General features: G+C 33.0%; 36 protein-coding genes. 18 read left to right on the top strand and 18 right to left on the bottom strand.

Annotated features, from left to right (window positions below; genetic code table 11):
* Positions 1-4: 4 nt before the first annotated feature.
* Together FC748_RS04970 and FC748_RS04965 are read right to left on the bottom strand one after the other, a co-directional pair.
* Positions 5-736 (bottom strand): ORF6N domain-containing protein, encoded by a 732-nt coding sequence (locus FC748_RS04970; protein ID WP_108030166.1) that lies wholly within the window; start codon positions 734-736, stop codon positions 5-7.
* 127 nt (positions 737-863) lie between these two features.
* Positions 864-1109, bottom strand: coding sequence for a helix-turn-helix transcriptional regulator (locus FC748_RS04965; protein WP_108030165.1), 246 nt, complete (start codon positions 1107-1109; stop codon positions 864-866).
* A 157-nt stretch (positions 1110-1266) separates the two neighbouring features.
* On the opposite strand from FC748_RS04965, the gene FC748_RS04960 reads away from it, so the two are divergent.
* The 11 genes from FC748_RS04960 to FC748_RS04910 all read left to right on the top strand — a co-directional run bounded on the left by FC748_RS04960 (position 1267) and on the right by FC748_RS04910 (position 10586).
* Positions 1267-1638 (top strand): type II toxin-antitoxin system RelB family anti-toxin, encoded by a 372-nt coding sequence (locus FC748_RS04960; RefSeq protein WP_108030164.1) that lies wholly within the window; start codon positions 1267-1269, stop codon positions 1636-1638.
* Positions 1639-1745: 107 nt separating this feature from the next.
* On the top strand, positions 1746-2207 hold the full coding sequence (locus FC748_RS04955) for a helix-turn-helix domain-containing protein (RefSeq protein WP_238600162.1): 462 nt from the start codon (positions 1746-1748) through the stop codon (positions 2205-2207).
* Between the two features lie 135 nt (positions 2208-2342).
* The gene (locus FC748_RS04950; protein WP_193768787.1) at positions 2343-3440 is read left to right on the top strand and encodes a type I restriction endonuclease; all 1098 of its coding nucleotides are present in this window, start codon (positions 2343-2345) and stop codon (positions 3438-3440) included.
* Between the two features lie 489 nt (positions 3441-3929).
* Positions 3930-4472: an ATP-binding protein gene (locus FC748_RS04945; RefSeq protein ID WP_108030162.1), complete on the top strand. Its 543-nt coding sequence runs from the start codon at positions 3930-3932 to the stop codon at positions 4470-4472.
* Positions 4459-5532, top strand: coding sequence for a GNAT family protein (locus FC748_RS04940; protein WP_108030161.1), 1074 nt, complete (start codon positions 4459-4461; stop codon positions 5530-5532). The genes FC748_RS04945 and FC748_RS04940 overlap by 14 nt, the downstream gene beginning before the upstream one ends.
* Positions 5510-5884 (top strand): ASCH domain-containing protein, encoded by a 375-nt coding sequence (locus FC748_RS04935; protein ID WP_108030160.1) that lies wholly within the window; start codon positions 5510-5512, stop codon positions 5882-5884. The genes FC748_RS04940 and FC748_RS04935 overlap by 23 nt, the downstream gene beginning before the upstream one ends.
* A gap of 92 nt (positions 5885-5976) precedes the next feature.
* Positions 5977-6471, top strand: coding sequence for an ImmA/IrrE family metallo-endopeptidase (locus FC748_RS04930; protein ID WP_108030159.1), 495 nt, complete (start codon positions 5977-5979; stop codon positions 6469-6471).
* A gap of 59 nt (positions 6472-6530) precedes the next feature.
* Complete coding sequence (locus FC748_RS04925) at positions 6531-7679, top strand: site-specific integrase (protein ID WP_108030158.1); 1149 nt, start codon at positions 6531-6533, stop codon at positions 7677-7679.
* Between the two features lie 478 nt (positions 7680-8157).
* Positions 8158-8670, top strand: a complete 513-nt coding sequence (locus FC748_RS04920) for a hypothetical protein (protein ID WP_108030157.1) — start codon at positions 8158-8160, stop codon at positions 8668-8670.
* A gap of 199 nt (positions 8671-8869) precedes the next feature.
* Entirely contained in the window at positions 8870-10195 is a 1326-nt protein-coding gene (locus tag FC748_RS22170) for an Ig-like domain-containing protein (protein WP_202974232.1), read from the top strand.
* Between the two features lie 160 nt (positions 10196-10355).
* Positions 10356-10586, top strand: a complete 231-nt coding sequence (locus tag FC748_RS04910) for a hypothetical protein (RefSeq protein WP_108030156.1) — start codon at positions 10356-10358, stop codon at positions 10584-10586.
* A 129-nt stretch (positions 10587-10715) separates the two neighbouring features.
* Here FC748_RS04910 and FC748_RS04905 read toward each other — a convergent pair whose 3' ends face one another.
* The 5 genes from FC748_RS04905 to FC748_RS21975 all read right to left on the bottom strand — a co-directional run bounded on the left by FC748_RS04905 (position 10716) and on the right by FC748_RS21975 (position 13063).
* Positions 10716-11411: a M15 family metallopeptidase gene (locus FC748_RS04905; RefSeq protein WP_108030155.1), complete on the bottom strand. Its 696-nt coding sequence runs from the start codon at positions 11409-11411 to the stop codon at positions 10716-10718.
* Positions 11408-11824 carry a phage holin family protein gene (locus FC748_RS04900; RefSeq protein WP_108030154.1) on the bottom strand — a complete coding sequence of 139 codons (417 nt, stop codon included), beginning with the start codon at positions 11822-11824 and terminating at the stop codon, positions 11408-11410. The genes FC748_RS04905 and FC748_RS04900 overlap by 4 nt, the downstream gene beginning before the upstream one ends.
* Before the next feature lie 98 nt (positions 11825-11922).
* Complete coding sequence (locus FC748_RS04895) at positions 11923-12645, bottom strand: SDR family oxidoreductase (protein WP_108030153.1); 723 nt, start codon at positions 12643-12645, stop codon at positions 11923-11925.
* Positions 12646-12741: 96 nt separating this feature from the next.
* A complete protein-coding gene (locus tag FC748_RS21980; protein ID WP_167492632.1) occupies positions 12742-12909 on the bottom strand; it encodes a hypothetical protein in 168 nt (55 codons plus the stop codon).
* Complete coding sequence (locus FC748_RS21975) at positions 12902-13063, bottom strand: hypothetical protein (protein ID WP_167492631.1); 162 nt, start codon at positions 13061-13063, stop codon at positions 12902-12904. Before FC748_RS21975 ends, FC748_RS21980 begins: the two co-directional genes overlap by 8 nt.
* A gap of 140 nt (positions 13064-13203) precedes the next feature.
* On the opposite strand from FC748_RS21975, the gene FC748_RS04890 reads away from it, so the two are divergent.
* Positions 13204-13803, top strand: a complete 600-nt coding sequence (locus tag FC748_RS04890; protein WP_029747468.1) for a VanZ family protein — start codon at positions 13204-13206, stop codon at positions 13801-13803.
* Positions 13804-14531: 728 nt separating this feature from the next.
* On the opposite strand, the gene FC748_RS04885 is transcribed toward FC748_RS04890, so the two are convergent.
* From FC748_RS04885 to FC748_RS04875, 3 genes are all read right to left on the bottom strand, one after another.
* The gene (locus FC748_RS04885) at positions 14532-15212 is read right to left on the bottom strand and encodes a DUF6241 domain-containing protein (protein ID WP_108030152.1); all 681 of its coding nucleotides are present in this window, start codon (positions 15210-15212) and stop codon (positions 14532-14534) included.
* 314 nt (positions 15213-15526) lie between these two features.
* A complete protein-coding gene (locus FC748_RS04880) occupies positions 15527-15979 on the bottom strand; it encodes a GNAT family N-acetyltransferase (protein WP_108030150.1) in 453 nt (150 codons plus the stop codon).
* Between the two features lie 248 nt (positions 15980-16227).
* A complete protein-coding gene (locus tag FC748_RS04875; protein ID WP_244311190.1) occupies positions 16228-16542 on the bottom strand; it encodes a hypothetical protein in 315 nt (104 codons plus the stop codon).
* A 164-nt stretch (positions 16543-16706) separates the two neighbouring features.
* Here FC748_RS04875 and FC748_RS22385 point away from each other — a divergent pair, with 164 nt between their 5' ends.
* On the top strand, positions 16707-16835 hold the full coding sequence (locus FC748_RS22385) for a hypothetical protein (protein WP_255313819.1): 129 nt from the start codon (positions 16707-16709) through the stop codon (positions 16833-16835).
* 169 nt (positions 16836-17004) lie between these two features.
* Complete coding sequence (locus tag FC748_RS04870) at positions 17005-17193, top strand: hypothetical protein (RefSeq protein WP_108030149.1); 189 nt, start codon at positions 17005-17007, stop codon at positions 17191-17193.
* Positions 17194-18135: 942 nt separating this feature from the next.
* Here the strand turns inward: FC748_RS04870 and FC748_RS04865 are convergent.
* From FC748_RS04865 to FC748_RS04840, 7 genes are all read right to left on the bottom strand, one after another.
* Positions 18136-18357: a hypothetical protein gene (locus FC748_RS04865; RefSeq protein ID WP_025219765.1), complete on the bottom strand. Its 222-nt coding sequence runs from the start codon at positions 18355-18357 to the stop codon at positions 18136-18138.
* A gap of 261 nt (positions 18358-18618) precedes the next feature.
* A complete protein-coding gene (locus FC748_RS04860) occupies positions 18619-19071 on the bottom strand; it encodes an OsmC family protein (protein ID WP_024364894.1) in 453 nt (150 codons plus the stop codon).
* Positions 19072-19365: 294 nt separating this feature from the next.
* Positions 19366-19890, bottom strand: a complete 525-nt coding sequence (locus FC748_RS04855; protein WP_024364895.1) for a hypothetical protein — start codon at positions 19888-19890, stop codon at positions 19366-19368.
* A 194-nt stretch (positions 19891-20084) separates the two neighbouring features.
* Positions 20085-21443, bottom strand: a complete 1359-nt coding sequence (gene pbfA / locus FC748_RS04850; RefSeq protein ID WP_167492629.1) for a (R)-1-hydroxy-2-aminoethylphosphonate ammonia-lyase — start codon at positions 21441-21443, stop codon at positions 20085-20087.
* A 252-nt stretch (positions 21444-21695) separates the two neighbouring features.
* Positions 21696-21929 (bottom strand): DUF3953 domain-containing protein, encoded by a 234-nt coding sequence (locus tag FC748_RS04845; protein ID WP_108030148.1) that lies wholly within the window; start codon positions 21927-21929, stop codon positions 21696-21698.
* A gap of 102 nt (positions 21930-22031) precedes the next feature.
* Positions 22032-22196 carry a hypothetical protein gene (locus FC748_RS21970; protein WP_167492628.1) on the bottom strand — a complete coding sequence of 55 codons (165 nt, stop codon included), beginning with the start codon at positions 22194-22196 and terminating at the stop codon, positions 22032-22034.
* An 854-nt stretch (positions 22197-23050) separates the two neighbouring features.
* Positions 23051-23677, bottom strand: coding sequence for a hypothetical protein (locus FC748_RS04840; RefSeq protein WP_108030147.1), 627 nt, complete (start codon positions 23675-23677; stop codon positions 23051-23053).
* Positions 23678-24005: 328 nt separating this feature from the next.
* Here FC748_RS04840 and FC748_RS21965 point away from each other — a divergent pair, with 328 nt between their 5' ends.
* Positions 24006-24146, top strand: a complete 141-nt coding sequence (locus tag FC748_RS21965; protein ID WP_167492627.1) for a hypothetical protein — start codon at positions 24006-24008, stop codon at positions 24144-24146.
* A gap of 512 nt (positions 24147-24658) precedes the next feature.
* Here FC748_RS21965 and FC748_RS04835 read toward each other — a convergent pair.
* Positions 24659-24982 carry a DUF3986 family protein gene (locus FC748_RS04835; protein ID WP_108030146.1) on the bottom strand — a complete coding sequence of 108 codons (324 nt, stop codon included), beginning with the start codon at positions 24980-24982 and terminating at the stop codon, positions 24659-24661.
* A gap of 193 nt (positions 24983-25175) precedes the next feature.
* Here FC748_RS04835 and FC748_RS04830 point away from each other — a divergent pair, with 193 nt between their 5' ends.
* The 3 genes from FC748_RS04830 (at position 25176) to FC748_RS04820 (ending at position 26893) form a co-directional block, all read left to right on the top strand.
* Positions 25176-25736: a GNAT family N-acetyltransferase gene (locus FC748_RS04830; RefSeq protein WP_108030145.1), complete on the top strand. Its 561-nt coding sequence runs from the start codon at positions 25176-25178 to the stop codon at positions 25734-25736.
* Between the two features lie 82 nt (positions 25737-25818).
* On the top strand, positions 25819-25971 hold the full coding sequence (locus FC748_RS21960; protein WP_167492626.1) for a hypothetical protein: 153 nt from the start codon (positions 25819-25821) through the stop codon (positions 25969-25971).
* Between the two features lie 391 nt (positions 25972-26362).
* On the top strand, positions 26363-26893 hold the full coding sequence (locus tag FC748_RS04820) for a GNAT family N-acetyltransferase (protein WP_108030144.1): 531 nt from the start codon (positions 26363-26365) through the stop codon (positions 26891-26893).
* Positions 26894-26899 lie beyond the last annotated feature (6 nt).

The raw sequence follows: 26899 nt of genomic DNA, 5'->3' as shown, positions 1-26899 counted from the left end.
CAATCTATAGGCTGCTTTGCCCGGCAGCCTCTTCCAATGAAACTTTTCGAGGAATCCAAGAATTGATATATCGTAGCGCTAGTTGTAAATCCTGACGACGAATATCCTTATAACTGGCTACAGCAAACCGGTCTTTAATTTCACGATATAATTCACGAAAGAGTTTTGGCCGAAGTGTTGTGTCTTGTTCACACTCATAGATTTTTGTCGCTACAGCCTTTTGTACAGCACGCTGTTCACCCGATGTTAAGGTAATTTGCTCTTCAACCTTTTCATTGATAAGTAACAGTTCTTTACGGATTTCGTGTTGTTCTTTTTTAATCTCCTGCGTATCTTCAACCAAATCTGCAGTAGTACGAAGAACTGTGACAAGCGCTTGGTCTTTTGATAACGGCACAATCTTTTCTTTCATGTTGTAGTACTCGTCCACTAGTTTTTCATAGGCATCCCACGCTCTATCGGTGTTAAGAGATTTTGCGTGTAACCATGCGCCTTTTTCTGTCCAAAGGTATAACGAAGAAGCAAATTTAAGGCTTTCATCATTTTGATGAATGGCTTTAAATTGTTTTAAGTCCTCACCCGAAAGATGAATAAAGTGTTTGCCAGTTATATACCGATCTTTGTTCCGAGTGAAATTATTCGAAATGACTTTTACATCCGTTTCATAACTCTCAGCCAATTGATTTGTTGTTAACACACGCTGATTGTCATGTACGATTACTTGTAATGGATTCATAAATAACCTCCTATTTTTGAAGTCTTCCAATCTGCAAGCTAGTAGTAGATTGAATATGATTAATTCCATTCAATGAAATCACTTACCAATCTTGATAAGTTCCACGTTAAGTTGTTTTCTCACTCACCTAAATACAACAAAATGTTGTTTTAACATTTAAAAAAATATCAATTGGTTCAACATTAAATAATGCTGCAATCGCTAAAGCAACTTTTAACGAGGGTGTTCTAACTCCTCGCTCGATCATTCCATAGTAACTTTCAGTGATTGATATGTTGTATTCTTTTAGCAAATTCGCAACAACATCTTTTTGTAACCAACCTTTTTCTTTACGAAGACCTACTAACCTATGTCGACAAGTAGAATGGCTCAAATCATCACCTCCCCAACATTTTGTTGTTTTTATTTTACACAACAAAATGTTGTGAGTCAACAATAAATCGGATTTTTTGTTGTATTTGTTTTTTATTTACCTAATTACCCAACTATTAGTTGTATAATGTACTTACATATGCGAAAGAGGTGTAACCATGCCTAATGTCCCACAAAGACTTAAGGAATTAAGAAAAGAATTCAAATTAACACAAGCTGATATTGCTAAATTCTTGAATATTTCTGAGAGTGCCTATGGTTATTACGAACAAGGTCGCAATGAAATTTCAATAAGTAGCCTACAAAAATTAGCTGAAAAATATGGCGTTAGTGTCGCATATATTTTATGTGAAAGTGACGTTAAAAACCCTCATACTCAATCCATAAATGACGAAGCTGAATTCCAAGCATTCGCTAACGATCCTTCATTACAAAAATGGTACAAGGATTTACCTAAGAATCGCGAAGAGGATTTACAGAGATTACGTAAAATGTGGGAGATTTTGAAGGATAATGGTGAGATAAAGTAAAGTAACACCAATTGTATATTCGTTATGACACTTCTGTATGTAAAATATTTTTAGAAGGAATATTTTTTACTTCTCTAGTTTATTACATATGTCAAAGGAGTGATCGAATGTTAGACCACAGCTTGAAGATAGCCAAAAAGGCAAAAAAATTTACACAAGAACAACTTGCGATACAAGTTCAAACCACTAAAGGTACAATTAGTAAAATGCTCTCAATTAGATTAAAAGCTCTACGAACCCAGCAACGTAAGACCCAACAGGAAATGGCTGACTTACTAGGCATCACTAGACAAGGCTATGCAAAATATGAAAATAATTTAGGTGAACCTGACAATTCAACGCTTTCTAAGTTAGCCGATTATTTTGAAGTCAGTACTGACTACCTACTAGGTCGTACAGATAAAATAGCACTCACACCACAAGAAAAAGACGAAGCTTCTTTTCAAGCCTTCGCCAACGACCCATCTTTACAAAAATGGTATAAGGATTTACCTAAGAATCGTGAGGAAGATTTACAAAGGCTTCGTAAAATGTGGGAGATTTTGAAGGATAGCGGTGAAATCAAATAAGGACATGCTTGCATGTCCTTTAAAACAACCCCTATTTGTAAAATATATACTATATTGGGCAATTAATATTTTTTTATCATTTACCTAGTTATATTTACGCAAGTCAAATGTAACTACATAATTGGAGGGATACATATGGAACAGTTTGTAGAACAATTAAAAAATTTAGCTAAACGTATTGACAGTTTAAAAGATTCAATATCGACAGAGGAAGCTACAAAAACAGCCATAGTGATGCCGTTCTTTCAAATTTTAGGCTACGACATCTTCAACCCATTAGAGTTCAGCCCAGAGTTTACAGCCGACGTTGGTATTAAAAAAGGTGAAAAAGTTGATTACGCGATATTAAGTGATGGCGCCCCTATGATTTTAATTGAGTGTAAGAGCATTGCCGAAAACCTTACAAAACATGACTCTCAATTATTCCGTTATTTCGGTACTACTTCCGCTAAATTTGGCATTCTTACAAACGGTATCGTATACAAATTTTTTACTGATTTAGAAGAGCCAAATAAGATGGATACAACACCTTTCTTTACATTTAACATTTTAGAGCTACGAGATATTCACATCCAAGAAATCGCAAAATTCCGAAAAGAAACGTTTGATCTTGAAAATATTTCAAGTACCGCTTCTGACCTTAAATACTTAAACGCCTTAAAAAGCTATTTATCCGTTCAATTCGATACTCCCGATGAAGAATTCGTAAAATTCCTTGTACATCAAATTTATGATGGTTTAAAAACAAAAAATGCGTTAGAAAAATTCACACCGATTATTTCAAAAGGATTAAAACAAATTGTAAACGAAAAGGTAAACGATAAATTAAACGCTGCCCTTAAATCAACTGGAGATAGTAAAGTACGTGTAACCCTTCCGGATCCAAACAATGAAGAAACAAAAGAAGAACCGGTAAAAGACGATGGTATTGTAACAACACCTGAAGAACTTGAATCCTATTCGATTGTAAAGGTAATTCTTAAAGATACAATAGCACCTGAACGTGTATTCTACCGAGATAATCGAAGTTATTTCAATATTATTATTGATAACAATATCCGAAGATGGATTATGCGCGTATTTTTCGAAAAAAACAGAAACTTTATCGTCCTAAACGACGCAGCTACCGACAAAGAACGCACTGTTCTTGACTTTGTACACCCGATTGATTTACTGAATTACAGTGAACAAATCCTTAATACTGTTCAGGATTATGTAGAAGTGACAAATTAGTTTAGGTATCAAATATATAATAGTGGCTGACTTAAAAATAGCTAGACAAGGCAAGTTAAATTATTAATATAACTAATGAACTTGATAATTTAATACTTGAAAATTAGCTAATTATTTTAAGTCAGACGCTCTACCTAGTTCTCACATGCTAATACTTACTAACTCTATAAGTAAAAAAGTAACTACATAGCAAGTCTTCGTCAATGACCTTACTCTACAAAAATTGACCAGGGATTTATACAGGAGCACCGTAAGATGTGAGAGATTTTGAAGGATAGTGGAGATTGTAATCGTTATTTGGAGAAAGTCAAATAAACGATTTTTATTTTAATCTTCAAATAGTAGAATAATTATTTGTATTAGAAGGACATGGCATATACATGTCCTTTAAACGCACCATTATTGGTAGTATTATTCATTTATGTTTTATATTATTTACTGTCTTACATGTAAAGTACTACTTTATAAAGATACCTAGATTGAGAGGAGGTGATTTCTATTAAACAGTGTATTTTTGTTAGTGGTGTTCATGGTGTAGGTAAATCTTATTTTTCTAATAGATTAAAAGATAGTATAAATCTCCCTCATTATTCTGCAAGTCACTTAATTAAAACTTTTGACAAAAAATTATTCTTTGTAGATAAAAAAGTATCAGATGTGAATAGCAATCAAGAGGTACTAGTAAATTCAATCAAACAAAATGTTAGAGAAAAACTTTTTATTTTAGATGGACATTTTACTTTATTAAAAGATAACGAAACAATCGAAAAAATACCTTTAACAACCTTTAAAAATTTAAATATTACAAAAGTTTTTTTACTATTAGAGCATCCAAATGTTATTTATAACCGAATATCCACACGCGATGGCAAAGAACTATTATCAACTGAAAAAATTTCCGAACTACAAAAATGTGAAAAGGAACATGCTATTTTAGTTTGTAATACCCTACAAATTCCTTTAATCATTCTTGAAAATTCAATTGCTGCAGAAACCTATATTAAAAGGAGAGATCCAAATGAGCCGAACTGACTTTTTTACTTCACGTTTATTTAAAGATATAAATTTAGATGATCCATTCTTTGACTCTTTAAAAGCTGACTACACTGAATTTGAAGACTGGTTTATACGGAAAGGAAATGAGCGTGCATTTCTATTTGAATATGATGGTGGTATCCATGCATTTTTATATCTTAAAGTTGAAGAAGAAGATCACTCTTCATTCGCTCCCCCTTTACCATCTAAAAAACGAATTAAGATTGGTACATTAAAAATAGATTCACGAGGTACTCGATTTGGAGATCGATTTATTAAAAAAGCTATAGATTATGCTGTTTTAAATAATACCAACGAACTTTATGTCACTGTTTTTCCTAAACATGAACACCTTATAAAGCTATTACAAGCATATGGTTTTGTAAAAACCGCTACCAAGACAACCCAAAATGGTGTAGAAGATGTTATGGTAAAATCTATTTCTCAAGATAATTATGATTCTTCATTAACTTTACGTTGTAATTACCCTTTAATTAAACGCGATGTAAAATCACATTTATTAAGTATTTGGCCAGAGTTTCATACACGATTATTCCCAGATTCTATTTTAAATACAGAAAACCCCGCTCAAGTTATAGAAGATGTTTCCTATTCTAATAGTATAGAAAAAGTGTACATCTGTAGAATGGATAATGTTTTAAACATTAGGCCGGGTGATAACATAGTAATATACCGAACTGCAGAAAAAAATAAATCAGCTGAATATTCGGCAGTAGCTACTAGTTTATGTGTTGCAGTAGAAGTTAAGACCCGTGAAGATTTTGCTAACGTGGAAGAAGTAATTGACTATTGTAGTAAAACAAGTATTTTTACAGATGATGAAATTAGAGCTGAATATTTCAATACACGTAGGTCAATGATAATAATTAAAATGTTATATTGCTATGCATTACCAAAAAGACCTATACGACAAAAACTTATTAATGAAGCTTTGATTGACAGGGGAACATACTGGGGTATAATACATTTAACCGAACATCAATTCGGTAAAATATTAGAACTAGGTGAGGTTAATGAAAGTATTATTGTCAATTAAACCTGAATTTGTTGAAAAGATTTTTTCAGGTGAAAAAAAATTCGAATACAGAAGAACTATCTTTAAAGATAATACAATTGAGACTATTGTTGTTTATTGTACAATGCCAATTGGAAAAGTAGTTGGGGAAATTAAAATTGAAGAAATACTTAATTTAGATATTGACGCACTTTGGGATGAGACTAAAGATAAATCTGGTATTAAGTATGATTTTTTCAAATCCTACTTTCATGATAAAGAGTCAGGTTATGCTATTAAGTTCAAAGATGTAATTGAATATGATTACCCACTAACATTAAGTGATCTAAAAAAAGGTTTAAAGCCTCCACAATCTTTTTGTTATATTGACTAATTTCAACGATCCCTACTATATGTAATAAGTAGGGATTTATTTCACTGCAAAAAAGAACATATGTCCCCTTTATATTAAGGAGTTGATTGTTAATGCCCTATTATACGCATCTTGAAGACTTTATTCAGCAATTTTATACAAGATTAGGAATCATTCTCCCCTCATTATTAAATTTTACAGAAGTGTCTCAACGATTAGGCTTAAGAGTATTTTATTGGTCTGAACCAAGCCAAGCGTTATTTTCAAAAGATAAGCCATACATATTCTTAAACGAATCGCTTAACAAACAACAACAATGGCAGGAGTTTTGTCATGAGCTTGCACATGTGTTACTACATACCGGGGATCAGTTCTATATGTATCCCCTCTTCCGTGAATACCAAGAATATAAAGCGAATAATTTTATGTATCATGCCTGTATGCCTACCTTTATGTTGGATGAAATACAGCTATATGATTATTTGCCTCAAACCGTGGTCAAACTTCAGGAGTTATTTAATGTTGAATATGAATTTGCTTTGAAGCGTTTAACACAATACTTAAACAAACGTTTCTATGTTCCATATTGGAACAGCAGGAAATGTTGAAATTACTGCTTGCTATGGGAAGATAAAAGTATCCGTACTTTCCATTTAGAGGTGATTTTATGTTTTGTGAGAGAATCGACAAACATACTTGGCGATGTATTGGAGAAGGACCTCGTCACCCTATTACAGGCAAACGTAGGCAAGTTACTAGACGTGGTAAAACCAAAAAGGAAGCTGAGGAAAAAGTAAAGCAAGGTGTTGCTGCATTAAAACATCAATTTACGATTGATCCAGAAATACGTTTTGCAAAATTCTATAACCAATGGCTTACTCTCTATCGTCTGAAAGGAAATAAAGAAACCACTGTTAAATATAGAGAGTACTGTTTATCTGTCCTCAATCGTTACTTAGCGGATTACAAATTAATTAATATTACAACTGTTCGCTATCAAAATGTCATTAATGACTTATTTGAAAAAGGCTGCGCCTATTTTACTCTTAGAGGCATTCAAAACGCTGCTAAGATGATGTTCAACTATGCAAAAGAAGTTGGTCTTATTGAGATTAATCCAGTAGATGGTGCATTCATTCCAAAAAAGAAAATGACGTTGGAACAAGTGAGTGGCCAAGATGTAAGCCAGTTATTTTTAGAAGCTGAAGAATTAAAGGAGTTTTTAAGAGAAACAGATCAATATCCTAATATCGCTTATCGCACAATCATTTACACAATCGCATTTACGGGCATGCGTCCTAGTGAAGCACTTGCCCTCAAACTTGAGGATGTGGACCTGAACAATAAAACAATTCGCATTAACAAGACTAATTATGCGAAAGGTGATCGAAAAAAGGACTTTGAATTAACGCCCCCCAAAACAATTGGAAGTGTTAGAATTATTGACATTGATGATATTGTAGTCGAGAAAATTCAAGAACTTATCGCTTTCCGTAAACTGAGCAAATGGCAAGATCATGGGTATGTATTTGGTGAGCAAGATGGCTTCCCTACTACCGTTAAAATGCTTAATAGAGCTGTTAAACGAATTGCTTCAAGAACGAATATTGATAAGCCATTCCGCACATATATTTTACGTCATACGCACATTAGTCTTTTGGCAGAAGCTGAAGTGGACTTGAATTACATTATGAATCGTGTAGGTCATAAAAACTCCGATACGACGACAAAAATTTACCTTCATGTAACAGGTGGCATGCGCGAAAATGCGTCTAAAAAAATGCATGCTAAATTCACCGCCCTATTGAATGATTAAACCCCAATAAATCTGTTTCACAACAATAAAAGGATAAATGTTGCTGTTTGGTTGCTTTTTTGCAAAATCAGCTTCATTTATCCTCTATAAACGTTGATATATCAAGGTTCTCCCGAAACCTAACCCCTTACATTCGTCGTAAGCGTTCATGCTTTTACCCTCTTTCATATGTAATCACAAAGCCCATTATAGCAAGGTTTTTCACACTTGTATAATGTTTCGATTTCACCGATATTCACCTGCATTCAGATTTTTGGTTGCTTTTTTGTTGCTTTGGTTGCTTTTTTTAGGTGTAAAAAAATGACACACCCTAGTAATATACATACTTCAAAATTTATATTTATTCAAATTAGAACATAAAAGAAAGTTTAGTGGAACGGAATTAATAAATAACTAATATTGGTTATTTTTCTTTTTTATATACTTTTACCATCTAATTTCTTAAAATAGATAAGGTATTAAAGGAGGAAGTTTGAAAATGAAAAAATTATTTTATGTTGGAGCCTTATCGGCATTTTTACTTGCTGCATGTGGTGATGAAAACGAAGCTGCACCTAAAGAAGAAGCTCCAGCTAGTGAACAAGCTGAACCTGCAAAAGAATCTGTAACAGCAGAGACGGCAAAATGGCAGGATGAAATAACAAAATTGGCTACAAATTCTGATAGTCCGGCTGATAAGTTTTATGCACTTGAAAAATTTTTAATGGAGTATAATCCTACTGAAGCAGAAGTGAAGGAATTTTCAACGTACATAGTTAATGATTATAAATCAGGTAATTATTTAAGTGAAATCGAAAACCATGAGCGAATGTTGACTAACATTTTTAAATCTTATTTTGTTGAGAAAAATAGCGAAGGTGCTCTAAAGGATTTCGCTTTTGATTATTTCCAAAATATGAAATATACATATCGTAGTGTTGATGCAGTAGATAGTGAAGCTGTAAAATCAAATGAAAAACAAATGAATAAAGCTCTCGAAAAAATGAAATAAAAAATTTAGTCACTCAAATGTAGTGAAATCTAAAAGTTAGATTTTTGATCTAACTTTTGGGGTGCAGTACAAATCGAGTGGCTTTTTTGTTATCAAAATTAATCGATTTTTATTATAGCAAAAATGCCCATAAGTAGTTAATGTTATCTTTGGAGGTTTATTCAAGAAATGACCTATACAACTTTAAGGAGGATACATAATGGTAAATATGTTTAAAAAAGGTTTTATTTATTCTGCATTAATGCTGTTATTACTTGTTAGCTTTAGTGTTGAAAGTGCATCTGCAGCAGAAGGGATTGATTATGAAGTAGGAGTAACTAATTTAAATAATACTTCTGAAAATAGTGCAGTAATAGGTAGCCAACTAGTTAAACCAGAAATTGGTTGGAATAGATACGATTCGACAAATTCTGCAAAGATAGTAGGAGGACCTGATACTCCTTTAATACAAGATCACATTAGTTATTACAAGGGTTCTTCAGCATTTTATAGAGTCAACAATACTGTAACTTTTACAATGAATGGAACTAAATTTAGAATAATTGCCGCGATTTTTGACTCAAGAAGTACAAGTTTAGAAGTAAGTATAGATGGTGATATAGTTGATGTATATTCTGCAAACATTAGCGCACTAAATAAAAACCAATTACAGAGATTGGTTTACGAAAAGAACAATTTATCTCCTGGAACGCATGTTGTTGAGATAAAGAGCCTTGATAAATTAAGAATTTTTGAAATTGATGCAATAGATGTTGATGGGAAATTATTGGCTCCTGGTGAAATTCCATCTGATATAGAAGCAATTACTTTAGATAAAAATTCTTTAGAACTACTTGAAGGAACTAATGATAAACTTAACGCAATAATTTCTGCTGAAAATGCAACAAATACAAAAGTAATTTGGACAAGTAGTGATGAAAGTATTGCCACTGTTGATCAAAACGGAAATGTCACTGCCCTCAAAGAAGGAGTAGTTACTGTCACAGCACAAGTAGAAAATACAAATCTTTCTGCAAATTGTACCGTTACAGTGAAGAAACAAAGTGGTACAGAATCTGAATCAATTAAATTAGACAAAAATAATTTTGAACTTCTTGAGGGTAGTAAGGATAAATTAACTGCTACTGTCTTACCAGAAAACTCTATTAATAAAAATGTGGTATGGTCTTCAAGTGATGAATCAATTGCCATTGTAGATCAGGATGGAAATGTGACAGCTATTCGTGAAGGAACTGCAATCATTACTGCAAAAATAGAAAACACTGATATTGCAGCTACTAGCACTGTGATTGTTAAAAAACCTATTAGTGAATCTTCTAGTGCTATCCTTAGTATCACACTAGTAAATGGTATTACAAAAGAATATGATGTTACTAATACCGTTTTAAATAGTTACTTGAATTGGTTTGAAAGTGCTCAAGGTACTTCAACTTTCAAATTCACAAAAACTATCTCACCTTATAAAAAAGTAACTGAATATGTTGTACACGACAAGATTGCTTCATTTGAAGTAAGAGAGTATTAATCAAGAGACCGCCCTCCACAATGATTAAGTGGTAGAGCGGTCTTTCTATTTTATTTATTACGTCTTTGTTGAATCGTAATATACAGTCCAATCAAACATCCATCGTCATGACTGGACTGGTACCCATAGAGGCGATCCTTATTAAAAAGGAGTAAATTACATGACAGAAAAAGAGTACTTAGAGTTTAAAAGCCTTCTCGAAATGAATGATGAACTGAATTTTTATTATAAAGGTGAGGAATATTGGATAAGTCATAATCGTGGTAAATCTTATCTATCAAGAGTTAAAGATCAGTATTCTCAAGAATTTAATGGCTATGAAGAACTACTTGAAAAAGGAACAATTGAAGGTATGAAAATCGCAGAAATATATCCAGAATTAAAATGGTAAAATAGGTTCTTTGAATGCTCAAAACAGTAAGGCGCCAAATGAAATTCATTTGGCAGCCTTTTACATATGAACACCTAGGTTTTGCAATTTCTATAATTGAAGTCAACAAGACAAGTATTTGTACTATGTCTAACTATTTTTATTATTTCTACGTTGCTGAATCGTAATATACAATCCAATCAAACGATCCGTCGTCATGACTCCATTCTGTAAATCCTTCAAGTGTGGAGCCTGTATAATTCCGTCCTTAACTGCCTGCGCAATAAAGTTTTCAGTCTCGGTTCTCATAGCTGGTGAACCAGGATTCCAAATTGTATTTGTCATTCCGATTTCCTCCTTCTTGTCTTTCACAATTAATTGGACTTTCATTTTACTGTTACTTGGCACGATTATTTGTCCTTCTAATTTGTAGCCTCTAGGCATCTTCCAATTGCGTTTCACTTCAAAATGTGGACGGTATATTCTGCGTGCCCAATCACCGCCCCACGTAATACCTAACTTACGAGCGATTGCCCCGACTTTTGTTAATGTATCTACATCATATAAGGGTTTCGGGGGAGCCACGGCAATGTCCCATGCTAAACGTGAAGTATGATTACTCTTTAGCGTCCAAGTCACTGGATAAAGGCGCTTACCCTTGGAGTCATATAATCGAGTTCGCCCCTGCTGATATAAATAATTTTGGCGTGCTTGTGACCGGTAGGTTTCAGTAACGAAGATATTATTAATACCTGCTTTATAGCTCTCTTGAAAGAGTAATCTACAGGCTGTCTGCGCCACTGGTAGTAATTCACCTAAATCTCGGCATGTTGTTGTAACACTCATTGTTTATCATCCTTTTTATCATCATTGTCGATTTGAAGTTGCTTAAAAGCGTTTGTTAAAAACTTCGGGACTTTCAACCCTAACTTTCCAAGGTTCTCAATCATACTGATTCCTTCCATCCCGATGAGAAAAAGAATCATGGCATTGCGCATAAAGTTCCCACTGTCAGTTGCCAAGTCCAGTTGTACTGCAGCAATCACCATCAAAATCATCGCCAGTTTTTTAAACAGACCTATTAAGGCTTTTCTGCTATCAACGTTTTTCACAACAAACGCAACCATAACGCCTAAAATATAATCAATCGCCATAAAAATAACGAATGCTTTGATTAAATGGTCAATGCCACCAACAAAATAGGCGACCCCTGCCATGGAGCCGCCTACGAGTGATGTATATAATGTGTCTGTTTTCATTGGACACCTTCCTTTTTTGCATAATAAAAGCCCTCCACAGATGATTGTAGAAGGCTTAAAATCTATTGTAATTTGTAATTTTACTTATTTTGAAACGATCAAGCATTTAAGTCTGTTATTGAAGGGATAGTAATTTCCTTAACACATGAAACTGGTGATAAATTAATCACACATTGCACAATAGATACAATATCTTGTACAGGTATACGTGTACCTTCATATAAATCAATTGCCTTTTCTGCACCTTCTTCATAAGGTACTTCTGCTGCTAGCTCCCCTGGATTAATACAAGTGACAGGAATTTTATCTCCTCTCAAATGTTCACGTAGAGCATTTGTAATGCCTCGTAAGCCGAATTTAGATGCAACAAATGAAACCTGTGAACTATTTGTATGTTCTAAGCCAGCCGTTGAACCAATTAAAATGACTTTTCCATTTTTAGCTTGTCTTAAGTTTGGTAGAAGCGCTTGAATATACGTAATAGTAGAAGTTAGATTTATATTGATTAAGTTGGAAATATCTTCGATTTCATCCTTATCAAATGTATAGTCATCTTCGAAACCACGCTTTTCCCATACGCCAACATTATATATTAATACATCTATTGCAATGTCTTTTAAGGTTTCCTTTAAAGAAGAGATTTGTTGTTGACTTGATAAATCTATTGAAAGCCATTTGCGATTTACACCATCATTAATATCCAAACTTTCTGGTCGTGTTCTTGACACCATCCATACTGTATCTCCCTCTATGGGTAGACCCTTTACAAAGGCGTCGCCAAGCCCTTGACTTGCTCCAAAAATAATAAAGTCTTTACTCATCCAATCTTCCTCTCCAATAACTATCTTTTGATTATTTAAGATTGAAAACAACATAACAATTAAGTCTATTATATTGTATAATATTATTATTTCACTTCATTCTTTTGACTGAAATACATAAATTTTACTATCATTTTCTTGTTCTAGTTTGTGATACACCACTTGGCGCAAATTTGATAGATTTGGTACTTGATTACGTTTATGTGGACGTGCTAGCACATAGTTATACCAGATAGCTACTAGTCCACTCTGTTCATTAAACATTTTGTTCGCCTCCTTCTGATTCCTTTGCAATTAACGAGGAAAGCTCTATAATCGCCCTTTCCTGCTCTGCTAAACGTTGCTCTTGGTTCGCTATATACGTTGACATGCACCCTATTGTTGTATCACGAATATCATTAGTTATATGCGTTCGCAAGGTTATATATCCTAAACAACGCTTTGGTAGCTTTATATACTTCAATTAACGTAACAGGTTAGTTGACGAGTTATATTTGTTTTATAATGTAAAAATTGGTAAAATAAATATTGACTTTTAAATGTTGCAAATAGTGGGAGATGTTAATTGTGCATTCAACATACGTTCTTTACAATATTGTTCCTTTCGGATTTCTAATTTTGCTAGTATATATTTTTATTGATGTATTTCTTGACTATTTTAGAAAAGAAATAAAAAGTAATAAAAAACGAATTATTCTATATAGCTTTATCTTTTACTTAATAAGTTTAATTCAAATTAAAACTGGTGGATTCACGCTCCCTCAAAATCCAGCAGACAATGGTAGAGGATTTATTTCAACGAATGACTGGTTTGGAATATTTGATACGATGCACTTTCATATTTCTATTTTTAGTTATTCAGCTTTATTTTATAATTTTATTTTATTTGTACCATTTGGGATTTTTTTATTACTCCTTTTCAATTTAAAAAGTAACAAAAAAGCAATTTCTATTGTTGTTTTAAGTTGTTTAGTGATACATTTCGCCCATCTTTTACTTGGGCGGTCTGGTTTTACTAAGGGCCACTTTGGTAATATGGATATTTTCTGTTCGTTATTTAATGTTTTGGGTGGGGTCTTAGGAATCTTTTTAGTAAAGTACGCAGTAAATTATATTCACTCATATAAATTAAACACCCAAACAAAAATTGTCGATTAAAATATACACCAAAAAGGCACGAATGTTGTTAAATCAACGTTTTTGCCTTTTCACTTTAACTATTGCCTTTTCACTTTAACTATTGATTGTACATTTTTTATACAAATTGCACAAACAGTAGAGCGTCTATACTTACAGAGTTTGTTTATAAATTTGCATAAAAACTTGTATAACATATCATCGAAAATTTTATTCCACAATATTATCGCATGTATCATCTACATTAACCGTATTGTTGTACTCATCTATTACAAAGCAACAAAAGCAAAGATGTCCTCAAGTCCAGCAAAATTTTCCACACATAATAGATGCACCACTCTAATGATTTTACTTGTCTTAGCCCCGTAATTATCTACGACCAAAACACTACTAATTGCGCAAGTGATACTTAAAACTCCTAAGGACCACCTGAACCACTGTAAATTTCCATTGGCTCACCTGCGTTGATACGACTTGTCACCTTTACCGTGGCATTTGCATCTTCCTCTTATGCTTTACCAGATATTTTAAATTTATCAGTATTTACAACACCAGAAGGCGCGACTGCATCTACCGATAGCAACGGTGCTCTGTTCGGTACGACGAAAACCTCCGTTCTATTTTTAACAAGATCTTTTTCGGTATCCTCTGCCTATACCGCTAATATCTTAAGAAGACTTCTCTATAAAAGAGAAAATAAAAACACCCCGAAGGATGTTAGCAATTATTATTTAACTTCTAAAAATAGATTAATTCTGCTTTTCTGTCGAGCCAAAGACTTCATCTACCTCTTTAGCAAAAACTTGGAAAATATAGTTTATCTCTTGTTCTTCCGAAGTAATATCTGTTGCTAAACCTTCAGGTGGTTTCCCTCCTTGAATAAACATTAAAATATTATGGTCATCGTCAACTGTTGAAAAATCACCTTTTTTCCAACGTTTTAATATATCTAGATATATTTCATACGGTGCATACTTATCAGACATTTTATGACGTTCATAGTTATCTTTGTTTTCTTCTACCATCTGTATTAAAATGTCGATTCTTTCTGGTGTAATCATAATAGAGCCTTCTTTCGATTCAGCGATAATCTTTTGGTGTGCCATCTCTTGAATCACTTCTTCTACTAGATTGCCAACGAAGGGTTCATCTCCACTTTTCCAATCATCAATTTTCTTGGAGAAAATAGGGTTTTCCCAACCTATACCGCTCACATCTACCGTCGATACAAATTTTTCTTTTGTATCTGCTTTTGAAGTGTTCTCTAATTCTTTCACATCTTGTTCCATCTCTCCTTTGTCATAGATCTTGTCTGAGATTAAAAGTGTACCACCTATACTCAATAACGCAGTTAAAATAACGATACCTAAAACATATGTCCACTTCATTAATTTCACCACCATAATTAACACTTTAATCCAAATTAGCATATATAATCCTTTTTGTAAACAAGGGTTTCATTTTCTCGTCTCCTAGTAATACACTTAAAAAAATCATATCGAACAAGTTTATAAGGCGTGGGTCGGTCGTGAGTCTGTCTTTCCCTAATATAGAGGATTTTATCCCAAGGGCAGAAACATTTACTGCACCGAGTTTAAACAAAACATCGTACATGTTTTACATTTGTTCTTTTTGTTACATCTGTTACTTTTATTCCACAATCGCGCACGATTTCAATCTGCCTTTTAATTAAAAAAGCACTTTCCTAATTCCAGGAGAGCGCTTAATTGCTAAATAAACTATATTAAATTTCTTTTTTAAAAGAAGTTAAGGAAAGGCGTTCTGTTATACTTATTTCCTCTGTTTTTGAAAATCCATTTTTCAAATAGAAAGTCACTGCTGGTGTATTCTTGGATCCAGTGGATACTATTATTGTTTCCAATCCTTCATTGTCGTTTTCAATAAAATCCAATAATATCTTGGCAATTCCTTTTTTGAAATGTTTAGGATGTACCATTAACCGATGTATATCGATTATACCATTCTCTACTTTTATAGAAATGACGCCGCATAATTCTTCTTTTACGTAATAACCAAAAAATGTCTCACCACATTGTTGTAACGTGTAAACTGTATCTTTCAATGGCGGTATATCATAAAAGTCTATTATTTCCGCTTCCACTTTATATGAAGGTATTTGAATGTTTAAAACTTCTTCAGCAAGTTTAAGATTAGTTATATCGATTTTTTTAATCAAATCTATCCCCCTTTAACTTTTCCTACTTTAATTCTAATAGCACCGGAGTTTAAGTAAAAGCCTTTTGGACCATCTAAATTTTAATATAAATTTAAAATCCTTTAAAAGTTTTATTCAACAATCTGGCCCGATTGTTGAACATATGTTATTAAAATGAAGTAGCTCATTGAATACTTCATCGTTTTACCCTAAAAATTGTCGTACTAGATATTCTCATATGGTTTCCAATTGCACGCATGCTATGCCATCTAGTAATCTATGAAGAACTTCAATCTCCCCCTGTCTCTATATACTAGTGGTATACGTGCTTGCACTTCTGCAATCTTTTGCTCATACTCTTTAGTTCGATAATTTAACAAATAGACACGATGTTGAACTTCATTAAACACCGGATTACTTATATATCCATCTGCCTTTGGTAATGTTACATTAAAACCATACATTGCTGTTTTCGCCCCGCTGAAACTATTATCATCAACCTTCGCTACTGGCTTTTGTGCTTCTTCCATTGTCGCAACCATCCAAGGAAAATTCTTAATCCACTGCAGTAAAATCTTTTTCATTAAATTAATTTGCCCTTTTTGGCTCATCAGGTTAGCCAAGTAAGCTGTGGGATAATGCTTCGATAAGGTTTAAATAGCTTAATCCAATTCAAACCCTAGCGTGTGACGACGCTGCGGCTTTTTTTGTGTTACAATAAAATTAACAAAAATTAGGAGGTTCACTTATGCTTGGTATCACGTACATAGCCTTTACTTTCGCTATAGCAACGTCAGTCATCGTCTTACTTAATGACATGAAAATTAAGAAATTAGAGAAACGGATCGAAGTACTTGAAAGAAAAAAGGGATTTTAATATATAGTTGAATTATAGGGGGATGTTTTAATCATTCTATTTTCATTAATTACGCATATTGTTCAGTAAGCTTTTTTGCTTTCATGACATTAATACCGCTATACATTAGTTAACTAAATAGCGAATTTTTGTTACCATATTATAAATGCTATTATTTGGAGGTGTTTTTTTGACTGACAAGAATAGAACATTACTGAGCTCGATTAGTGGTTTAGCATTATGTTCAGTAGGAGCATATAGAATCTTTACACACAACTTAGAAGCTATGTCAATTCTAGTGGCATATATTTTCTTTATTGGCGGATTGATAGGCTGTGTTTTTAGTGTTGTAAAGTTGTTTACGATTGAACAAACTTAGCGTTGCTTTATTGTAGCGCTATGCTTATTGGTATTGCCCAATTTCTTTCAAACTTTCAATATCTACTAAAATCTATATAAATAACGAAAGAATAGTTATTTGCCTCTGTAGCTGTAGAAGGGAAGAGCGCCGGAAAACATTGTAGCTGCCGGGTCGCAAGGCAAGGGTTTCAGAAGCACCGAAAAGCAAATGAGCTGAAGCAGGTGAAATTCCTAGCTGGTGAAAGTCCGTAGGGAAGCGTGTTCCCCCTAGCCTATGCTTACGAAAGGAGTGCGGGTTCGAATCCCGTCAGAGGCATCGATCTCCTATCCATACTATTGCTTTACAGAGTCTTTGAAGTCTCTATTCTTTGGTGTATCTTGTATAACCACTCCTTTTCTAGGGTCTGCTAATATGTCACCTAAGTGATATTTCAATTTTGAGTACTTGTTTGCCCTCCTACAAAATTTCCAAAATTCAGGATTGCATGTATCCGCATTAAAATTATTTAAGGATTGAGCCAGTTGTCATGTAATGCTGTACGATTCATCACGACATAGTTATTATTTTTAGCTACTCAGATAATCCCAATTTGTCCTCGCCCTCCTTTTTCGTGTTACAAAATGCCATTAGAATGGGGTATTTCAATTAGGAAATAAAAAAATTTCCCGGGTAAGCGCAAGAAATGACAAAAAAATAACTTATTGAATTAATGCGAATTTTGCTCTTCTTTTGCTAATAAACAGGCTTGTATTTAATATAATGAATATCTTATTTATCAATTTTGACAATCTAAATTTATGGTTTATCAAGGGTAAAACAAGTATTTTGCTATGACAACTTTATCAAGATACTTCGCCCCATTTTTTGTAGGACATCGTTGTCTTCACTCCATGAATGACAAAATTAAAAAGGGCTAGAAAGCATGATTAGGATAATTACCATAGCAAAATCCGCGTTTCATCACCATTTCTCATTATATTTATGCTCTTTAAAATGAATGTACTCTGTATTTTTGATTCTCGTCCAACTACTAATAGCATTCAAGATTATCATAAAGATTACAAATAAAACTGAACCTACGACGAAATGCCCTAAGAAAAAAGTTACAAAGGCCGCAACCAATAGTGCAATTATTATGACGATTGCTAATATTTGTAATTTACTCTTCTTGTTTTCATTCATCGACCCAACCTCCCATTAAACATATTTCATCACCTTTTAACATGTTAATATGGTTTATTTTACTACGTTCTTAAGTATTACACAAAAATATACTCATCACTAAAAATAGAGTCGTTTATGTATGTCTTGCCCCAGTATGTAAGTAACAAGGGAGGAAACACTTAGTGCCCCTCCCTCGCAGTATACAAAGTTACTTGAAAATCGTTTGGAACATTCTGAATATCTAGCTTACAATTATATTAGGCATTACATAAAAATAGATTAAACTACAGAATTCTCAATAACAATTCCTGAAGACACAAGATTTACTGTATTAGCAATCGAATCACCTACAGGGCAACGTGCTTCAATATATTTTTTAAATTCTTCTACCTTTTCCTCTGATGCATTCGTTTTGATATGAAAAGTATATCGGATTGATAAAAATCCTGGTCTTACATCGGACTTGCCTAAAAAGCCATCTGTATCAAGGTCTCCTTCTAATTCCACCCAGAAATCTTGAAGGTCTATATCAAACTTCTTCGCATACGTTCTTGCTACTATTGATTGACATGCCCCTAAAGATGAAAGCAAGAGTTCTACAGGATTTGGAGCTTGATCATCTCCACCTAATTCTTTTGGTTCATCTACAATAATTTTATGTCCTCTAACATGAGCTTCTACCAAAACCTTTTCTTTTAAAAATGTGTTTGCCTTAAATGTTGTTATTGCCATTTACAATCACTCCTCTTTAGAATTTGACTACTTTTTTTATAATTACTGAATAAGGTTTTTATACCTTATTAAGTTTATAAGAATACAACGTTATTTCTTTTATGCTACTTGTAACTTTTTCTTTAGTCAACTACTAATTAAAAATTTTTCAAATTCAAGGATAGCAATAGCAACAAATCTATCCAAACAATCACTTCATTAGATTAATCACTTATTCAACGTATTCGCTGCAAACTTGTATGGCACATATTACGTTTCATGGCAATTAGAAAAAAACTTCTTGTTTCCTATTGATTAATTTTTAACGTTATCAATTATTGTTAAGAAATACTTAGCTTGGGATTGTAAATGTTTTGATTTAACTGCTTTTTTAATTAAAAATAATATAACCAAAATATAAACAGCTTGCATAAAATAATAATAGGTTACTGGGAGCTGTTTAAATAAAATTTCTTTTGACATTTCTTTATAGATAAGTAAAAAAGCAAATAGTCCTACACCACTCAGGTTTAATATGGAAACTCTATCATATGTACATTCAATTTCTACTAATCTTGCCTTCAAAATTAACCGATCTTCTGTAGAAAGAGCTTGAATATTTTTTATATAACCTTTTATATTTGAATTTCTTGTCTCATATTTTAGGAGTCTTTTAAAAATAGTATAAAAACTATCTCCATTCCAATCTTTTCTTTTTAGGTGTTTACCTAAAAATTTTATTAACTCTTTATCTTTACAATTATAAATACATTTTATCAACTCCCTCTGATCTCTTGAATTAGTTCCTGTTTCTAAAAATTCACTATTCCCTCTAACCAATTTTTTACACCTCTTTTTTCACTATACCACATTTTTTCACCTTTACACACATTCTATTAAAGTGCAAAAATGTGTTAACAGTACCTACACTATCTGTTTTTTAATGCAATAGCTTTCCTCTTACCCGCCATTGTTTCTTTATAAAATAAAAACACCTCAAATGAGATGTTTCATCAATTTTTTATAAATCTATATTACTGCTCTAAAACCTCTTGGATAGATTGGTCTAAAATATCCATTGCCAGCTCTAATTCTTGTTGCTTAATAATCAGTGGTGGCGTGAGCGTAAGCACATTTCCTTGTGATACTTTAAAACTTAATCCCTTCTCCATACATTTATACATTACTTGTTCTGCTTCAACTATAGCTTTTTCTTTCGAATGGCGGTCCAATACTAATTCTACGCCATATAAAAGACCGATTCCTCGTACATCACCTATAATTTCATACTGCTCTTGCATCTTTTCAAGTCGCATTCTCATATACTCTCCTAATTGATTAGCCTTTTCTATTAATTTAAAATCCTCAATATAATGAAGAGTAGCCAATGCTGCTGCACAGCCTAGCGAACTTTTTTCATGTGTATAATGACCAAGTGCAATATCTTGGGCAACATCAAGTTCTCCTTTTACGAGCATCGCCGCCATTGGAAACACGCCTCCACCCAATCCTTTTCCCAATAAAACAATATCTGGAATAACTCCAAAGTTTTCAAAAGTGAACATTTTTCCTGTTCGTCCTAAAGCAGTTGGAATTTCATCAAAAATCATAAATATATTATTGCTATCACAAATATTGCGTAAACGTTGATAGTACTCTTTTGGTGGGATATGCACGTCTGTACAACGAACAGGCTCTAAAATAATAGCACCGATTTCATTTTCTCTTTCTAGTATATACTCTAGATAATCAAGGGATTTAAACCTACCATTGTCATCCTCAAACAAACCGCGATATGAATTGTAAGGCGCTATATGTAGACTCCCTGGCATTAATGGGCCCATACCGTTACGGAAAAGCGCTTCTCCTCCAACTGAAATTGCGTCTAAAGAGGCGCCGTGAAACGAATCCCACATCGATATCGTTTTAAATTTACCTGTTGCCTTTCGAACAAGCTTTAAAGCCATACCAACAGCTGAAGTTCCTCCAGGAGCCAAAAGTACCTTATTTAAAGGTTCTGGTGCAATAGCAACTAATTTTTTTGCTAACTGGATTGCAACTTTATTTGTATAACGTCTTGGAGAGAATGGAAGTGTATCCAACTGCTCTTTTACGGCACGTATAACATACTCATTCCCATATCCTATTTGATGAACATTATTCCCATGAAAATCCATATACTTCCTTCCGTCTATATCCTCTATGTAAATGCCATAGCTTTTTTCAATAATATTTAAACAAGGAGTAGAAAGAGACTGATGTAAATAATACTTGGCGTCATCGTTTATAAACTCAAACGATTCTTTACTTAAATGATTTTCTTGCCAGACAGAACGGGTTTTTGTTAAATTAATATCCCCCTCTGTTCTTAAAACTTCAATGTTTTTATCCATGATTTTTTCTCCTCTCATAAAAGGTAATTACTTCTTTCACCTAAACAAACTAACATGCGTTTTTTAATTAGATATTAATATCCTGTAAATCTTTTCACTTAATGATTTTGTTACATAGTTGTAGTGAAGCAATCATTATACCTACGCTCATAGAACACCGAAGAACCAAAGGAGATTTTAACAAAAAAAGACATACCAATAAGGCATGTCTTTTTGTTAATTTTCAATTCTATATCCCTTGCAGTCAATTATTTACCTATATATAAAACTTTGAATTGACACATATACTAAAAATAAAAATACACCTATTAAGAACCAGCCGTAAGCTTTTCTCTCACTTTGATATGCATTAATGCCTAAAGTTAACATCGATAAACTTAAGAAGAATATCGTTACGAAATTAAATTGATAATCACGTGTGATAAGGCCATAAGTTGAAAGCGCGATTACGATGATTCCAAAAACAATTGGTAGAATTTTTAGCATATCCTTTCACCCCTCTTTAAATTACATCTTTATTTATCTGTAAGATACTATAGAGATCATTCTAAATTTTACATTATATAATTCTTAATATAAGTAATGCTTTTAACCAATCGCTATTAAGTGCTTGTCAGAAGCATCTTCTTTACTTATTGACCTCCATAGATGTGAGTAGAACCATTCTACTTCTCTTTGAGTATCTCCAAATGCATAATGGATGCAATGAAATGTTTTGTTATTTCGATGTTCAAATGCATTTTCACCATCCAACTTGTCGCTCTCCCGACTTATCCATTTACAATTTGCTTTACATCCTCAATTATTTTGTTAAGTTTCCACCACATGTTAGCCCCTCCTACTAAAAATGACTACCTTAACTAAAGACTTCCGCTTCTATCTACATCATATTTATAATAAGTGAATCAACATTGTACAAAAGCACTACCTTTTATAAGCGCAATGTATAGATTTCCCACAAAATTCTTTAACATAAATTTCACCATTGTTATACTTTCTCTAAATAATGCTTGATTATCTATTCCGCTTTGTGTTGATGCAAACGTCGACGTTTTTTGTGCTACAATTTATAGAAAATACATAATGAGGTTAACAATATGACTTTTATCAGGAAATATATCTATCTCTTCTACTTTTTATCACTGTTTTTAATTTTATTGATTCGTGATTATTTGAAATACGGTAATTGGAACTTGCTTAGCAACTTTTTCTTTTCTCTATGGACCGTCCTTATTTTTGCTTTCATAAATTGGGCATGGACTAGTAAAAAATATAAAAAGCAATAGCATTTATCTCTATCTGTATCATATGATGACGCAGCAGCTTTTTAAAGAAATTGACATCATTTGTAACAGAGCAATAGATTTGTAAACACCATTTTAGCAAACCTTTTAAACTTGTTTAGCTTCCGATAAAATAAAGGAATTATTACAGTATTAACAATTATTTTCTTTTGGATTAACTATTGCAACACCGATGGACTCCTAAGTCTGATTAAATCATAGTTGCGTATAGACCTATGATATGCCTCAAATTCCTTTTAGTGCAAAATAAAAAAGCACTTTTTAAGTGCTTTTTAAGTGCTTTTACTCCTTGAAATTTTAAAATTAATTTTGCTCATTTAAATCATCTGGATATACGATTGTATCAATTACTTCGCCATTTGATTCATTTTTATAAGTAACGGTTACTTTATTTTTCGCTGGATCTACTCCATTAAACAGTTGATAGAAAATACCCATAAGAACAAGATCAACATCAGCGTCGATGTCTAGGGTGCTTTCTAATTCTTCTGGGTTAACTAAAATTGTGAACTCAGAATATGTATTATTGTAACTTATATCCTTAATAGCTAATTGTTCATCTGTTTCAATCTCTTCTACGAACACGATAATCTCTTCTTCCATATCCTTCAAGATTTCTTTCTGCTGTGATTCAGACATTCTAAACGTTAAAGAACCATCATCGTTCTTAATTACTTCTTGAATACCTTCGTCTTTGGCATCAGCAATCACTGTATCTATATCTTCATCTTCAAAAAAATCAGCAGGTATCGTTACCTCAACATTTAATAGCTCTTTATCGACCTTAAGTGGTTTGCTCACAGAAGTCTTTTCAGTTGTATCTGCAGCAACCTCCTCTTTGTCTCCACTCTCCTTTTCTGAATCCGCACTACATCCCGCAAAAATAATTCCAAATAACAATAATAATGGTAATACTAATATTTTTTTCATAATTAATTCCTCCTCATAATAAATATACATAATTTGGAGTTAATTTACTAGTTATTTTTAGATAAACGCTATTAAAACTAGATTAGAGCTTTGCCTCCTTCTCTTCCCTTATACGAAAATAGACAGTAGGTTTCAGTCTATCTATCATGTAACTCGACTACTAAAGCATTATAAATACTTCATTAAGTCTAGATTATGCGTGGGTTTTCAATCATGAGGGAATTTTTATATTGACTGGTTTTTCACTGGAAATACGGCTTTAACTGCATCAACTATATATGTAGCAGAGCAGAATAATGATGTTGCAATAACAATTTAGGAAAGTACAATGCGTTTAGATTTGTTAAACGAAGAGGTGAAAATTGAAAATGCTGATGTTGGAAATATAATTGTTACAAAAGGTGATTATATAGAGACTTTGCCAACGCATGCAATAGATAGTCTTGGTAATAGCGTATTTAATTTATAAATCCGGTACTAGTGGACTGATTATAAAATTACATAGCAGGGAACAATCGGCTCAAACGACTAGACTGGCTGGCTCGTTCAACTATGGACATATACATTAGGAGTTCTTGGTGCAATAACTAGCTTAGGGTTAGGTGCTGGCGGAGGAGCTATTTGTAGGTACAGCGGGTGTAGCTATGTCAGGCGCGCTGTCCTCTTGTTTTGATTAGTATGTGGGGGAATTGCGAGCTGGATTTAGCTCAATGTTTTAATGGGCCAATGATATTGGCTTATTATGTCTGTTATTGGTCATGTGAATTTTTTTAACACTGGAAACAAATTGATATTGAGCTTTCTTGAATCCTTTAAATTTTGTTTAATTTTTAACATAGTGTTTGGCATTACTTATCAGCTTAAAACTAAAATAAATACTATAAAAGTTTTCAGTATCACTTTTATAGAGGATGAGATTACTCTCAATTTGTCGCCAAACTCGGGTTCTGTAGAGGTTTTTTGGCAGTGATTAGCTGAAACCTAATGATCTTGGACTTTTACTTCATTCAGATGAAAGGTATTGTCCCCCTCCCTTATAACGATTAATTCCTCTTCTAATAAAAATTCTTTGAATAATTCATTCGCATGCTCAAAAGTTAAATCACAAATATTGTATTCTCTCACCATATACCCAAAATATTGATCAAATAAAGCATACGTTTTTTTTAGGGATACATTATAAGATTCATTATGGAAAAATAAGCACCATGTCCCGCCACTTTTTTGTTTTAAAAAAATACCTTCAAATTCACCATTAGTATCATAAAATCCAACATGTAGATGGATATCTTCTTCAAAATTCATAGATAATGCTCCTTCCTATAATAACTTTCCTTTGTAAGGCAACTTATCCTCCCTTCCAGTAAGAACTGGAAGGAATACTGCTGACTTTAAATCCTTTAGTACGCTCTATGCTTTCGACATACTATAAAATAAGAAAATATTTGATTATGATATTATAGTATAGTAGTTTTGTTATAAACAAGGGGAGAATACAATGATACATATAAAAGGAAATAAAGTTACATTACGAACAGCTACTCCTTCCGATATTGAAAATATCTATTTTTGGAAGTATGTTGATGAGAAACAAGAAGCAAAGAAATGGAACGGTCCATATATTCCAGAAAAACATAAGTCTAAAGCTGCGTTTTTAAAGGAATGGACAAAAGATGAACAATTATTTGAAGATGTTCCAAGTTCATTAATCATAGCCGTAGACGAACAGTTTATTGGTGTTGTCGGTGCTTATTGGGTAGATAAAAATACTAACTGGCTTGAAACAGGGATTGTCACATATGATACAGCTTATTGGAATGGTGGTTATGGTTCAGAAGCTTATCGCTTATGGATTGACTATCTTTTTGAAAATACACCCCTTCATCGATTAGGGATGTCTACTTGGTCTGGTAATGAAAGAATGATACGAGTAGCCGAGAAATTAGGGATGCAATTAGAGGCAAGAATTAGAGATGCACGAATTGTTGATGGAAAATACTATGATGCTATAAAAATGGGGATTTTACGAAGCGAGTGGGAACGACAAGAAACGAATTAGTACCTATGATGCGCTGAAGAGATTAGACGCTATCATCAACTTTATAGTATAGTTAACATATATTACATAAAGAGGTGCATTTATGGAGAATAGTAAATGGATTTGTAAAGCTTGTGGTGGTGATTCCTTTGTAAGCAGTCAAGTTGGTAGTGAAACAAGTCAAGGTAATGTTAGAGCTATTGGATCCGTATTTTCGGTTGGTTCGCCATACATTTTTAACTTTTGTAAAGATTGAGGTGAACTAGCTTCCATCAAGGTTACAAAGCCACAAAAGTTTACATAGCCTCTTTTAAGGTTGTAAAGCCTGTAATTTTAAAGTTACACTGATGCACAATGGTGTTTCAATTGACAAAATTCGGAAAGCACTTATATATCACTTTCATTATGACCGTTTTTTTACTATCATGAATTTGGTATTATTTCAAAAATAATCATTGGGCTTTGCTTGAAAACTTTCTTTTTTCCTTATGGATAGCTGTTTTTTTATTTATGGCAGCAATACTACTTAGAAAACAAAAGTGAAAGAGAAATAACATAGACTAGAATAAAAACCTTGAAGGGACTGAACTATGCGCAGATGGCAATATTTTTTATCTAACTGATTAAAAATATTGGAGGTATAAGCATTGATAAAAGAACTACACACTCAAAGATTACATTTAAGAAGAATGGCTGTATCAGACTCACCTCGCTTGTTTAAACTTTGGTCTGATCCAGATGTAACGAAATACATGAATATCACTACCTTTACGCATGAAACGCAAGCAACAGAGATGATTGAACTTCTAGAAGAATTAGCTCATGCTGGTGAAGCGATACGGTTTAGCATGATTGAAAGGAACTCCAACGAAATAATAGGAACATGTGGATTCAATTCAATAGACTTAGATAATGCAAAAGTAGAAATTGGTTATGATATCGCGAAAGCCTATTGGGGCATGGGGTATGCTCCTGAAGGTATAAAGGCACTTATTGAATATGCTTTCGAAACTTTAAAAATCAATAGGATTGAAGCAAAGGTAGAACCTGCAAATGTAAATTCTATAAAAGTGTTACAAAAGCTTCATTTTACATTCGAAGGAAAGTTAAGACAATACGAAAATTCAAAAGGGAATTTTATAGATATTAATATTTATTCTCTCCTAAAAACAGATTAATTTTTG

This window comes from Lysinibacillus sphaericus, assembly GCF_005217585.1.
Classification (GTDB): domain Bacteria; phylum Bacillota; class Bacilli; order Bacillales_A; family Planococcaceae; genus Lysinibacillus; species Lysinibacillus sphaericus.
Note: the sequence above shows the minus strand (reverse complement) of the source record. Positions and strands in the feature narration are given on the sequence as shown.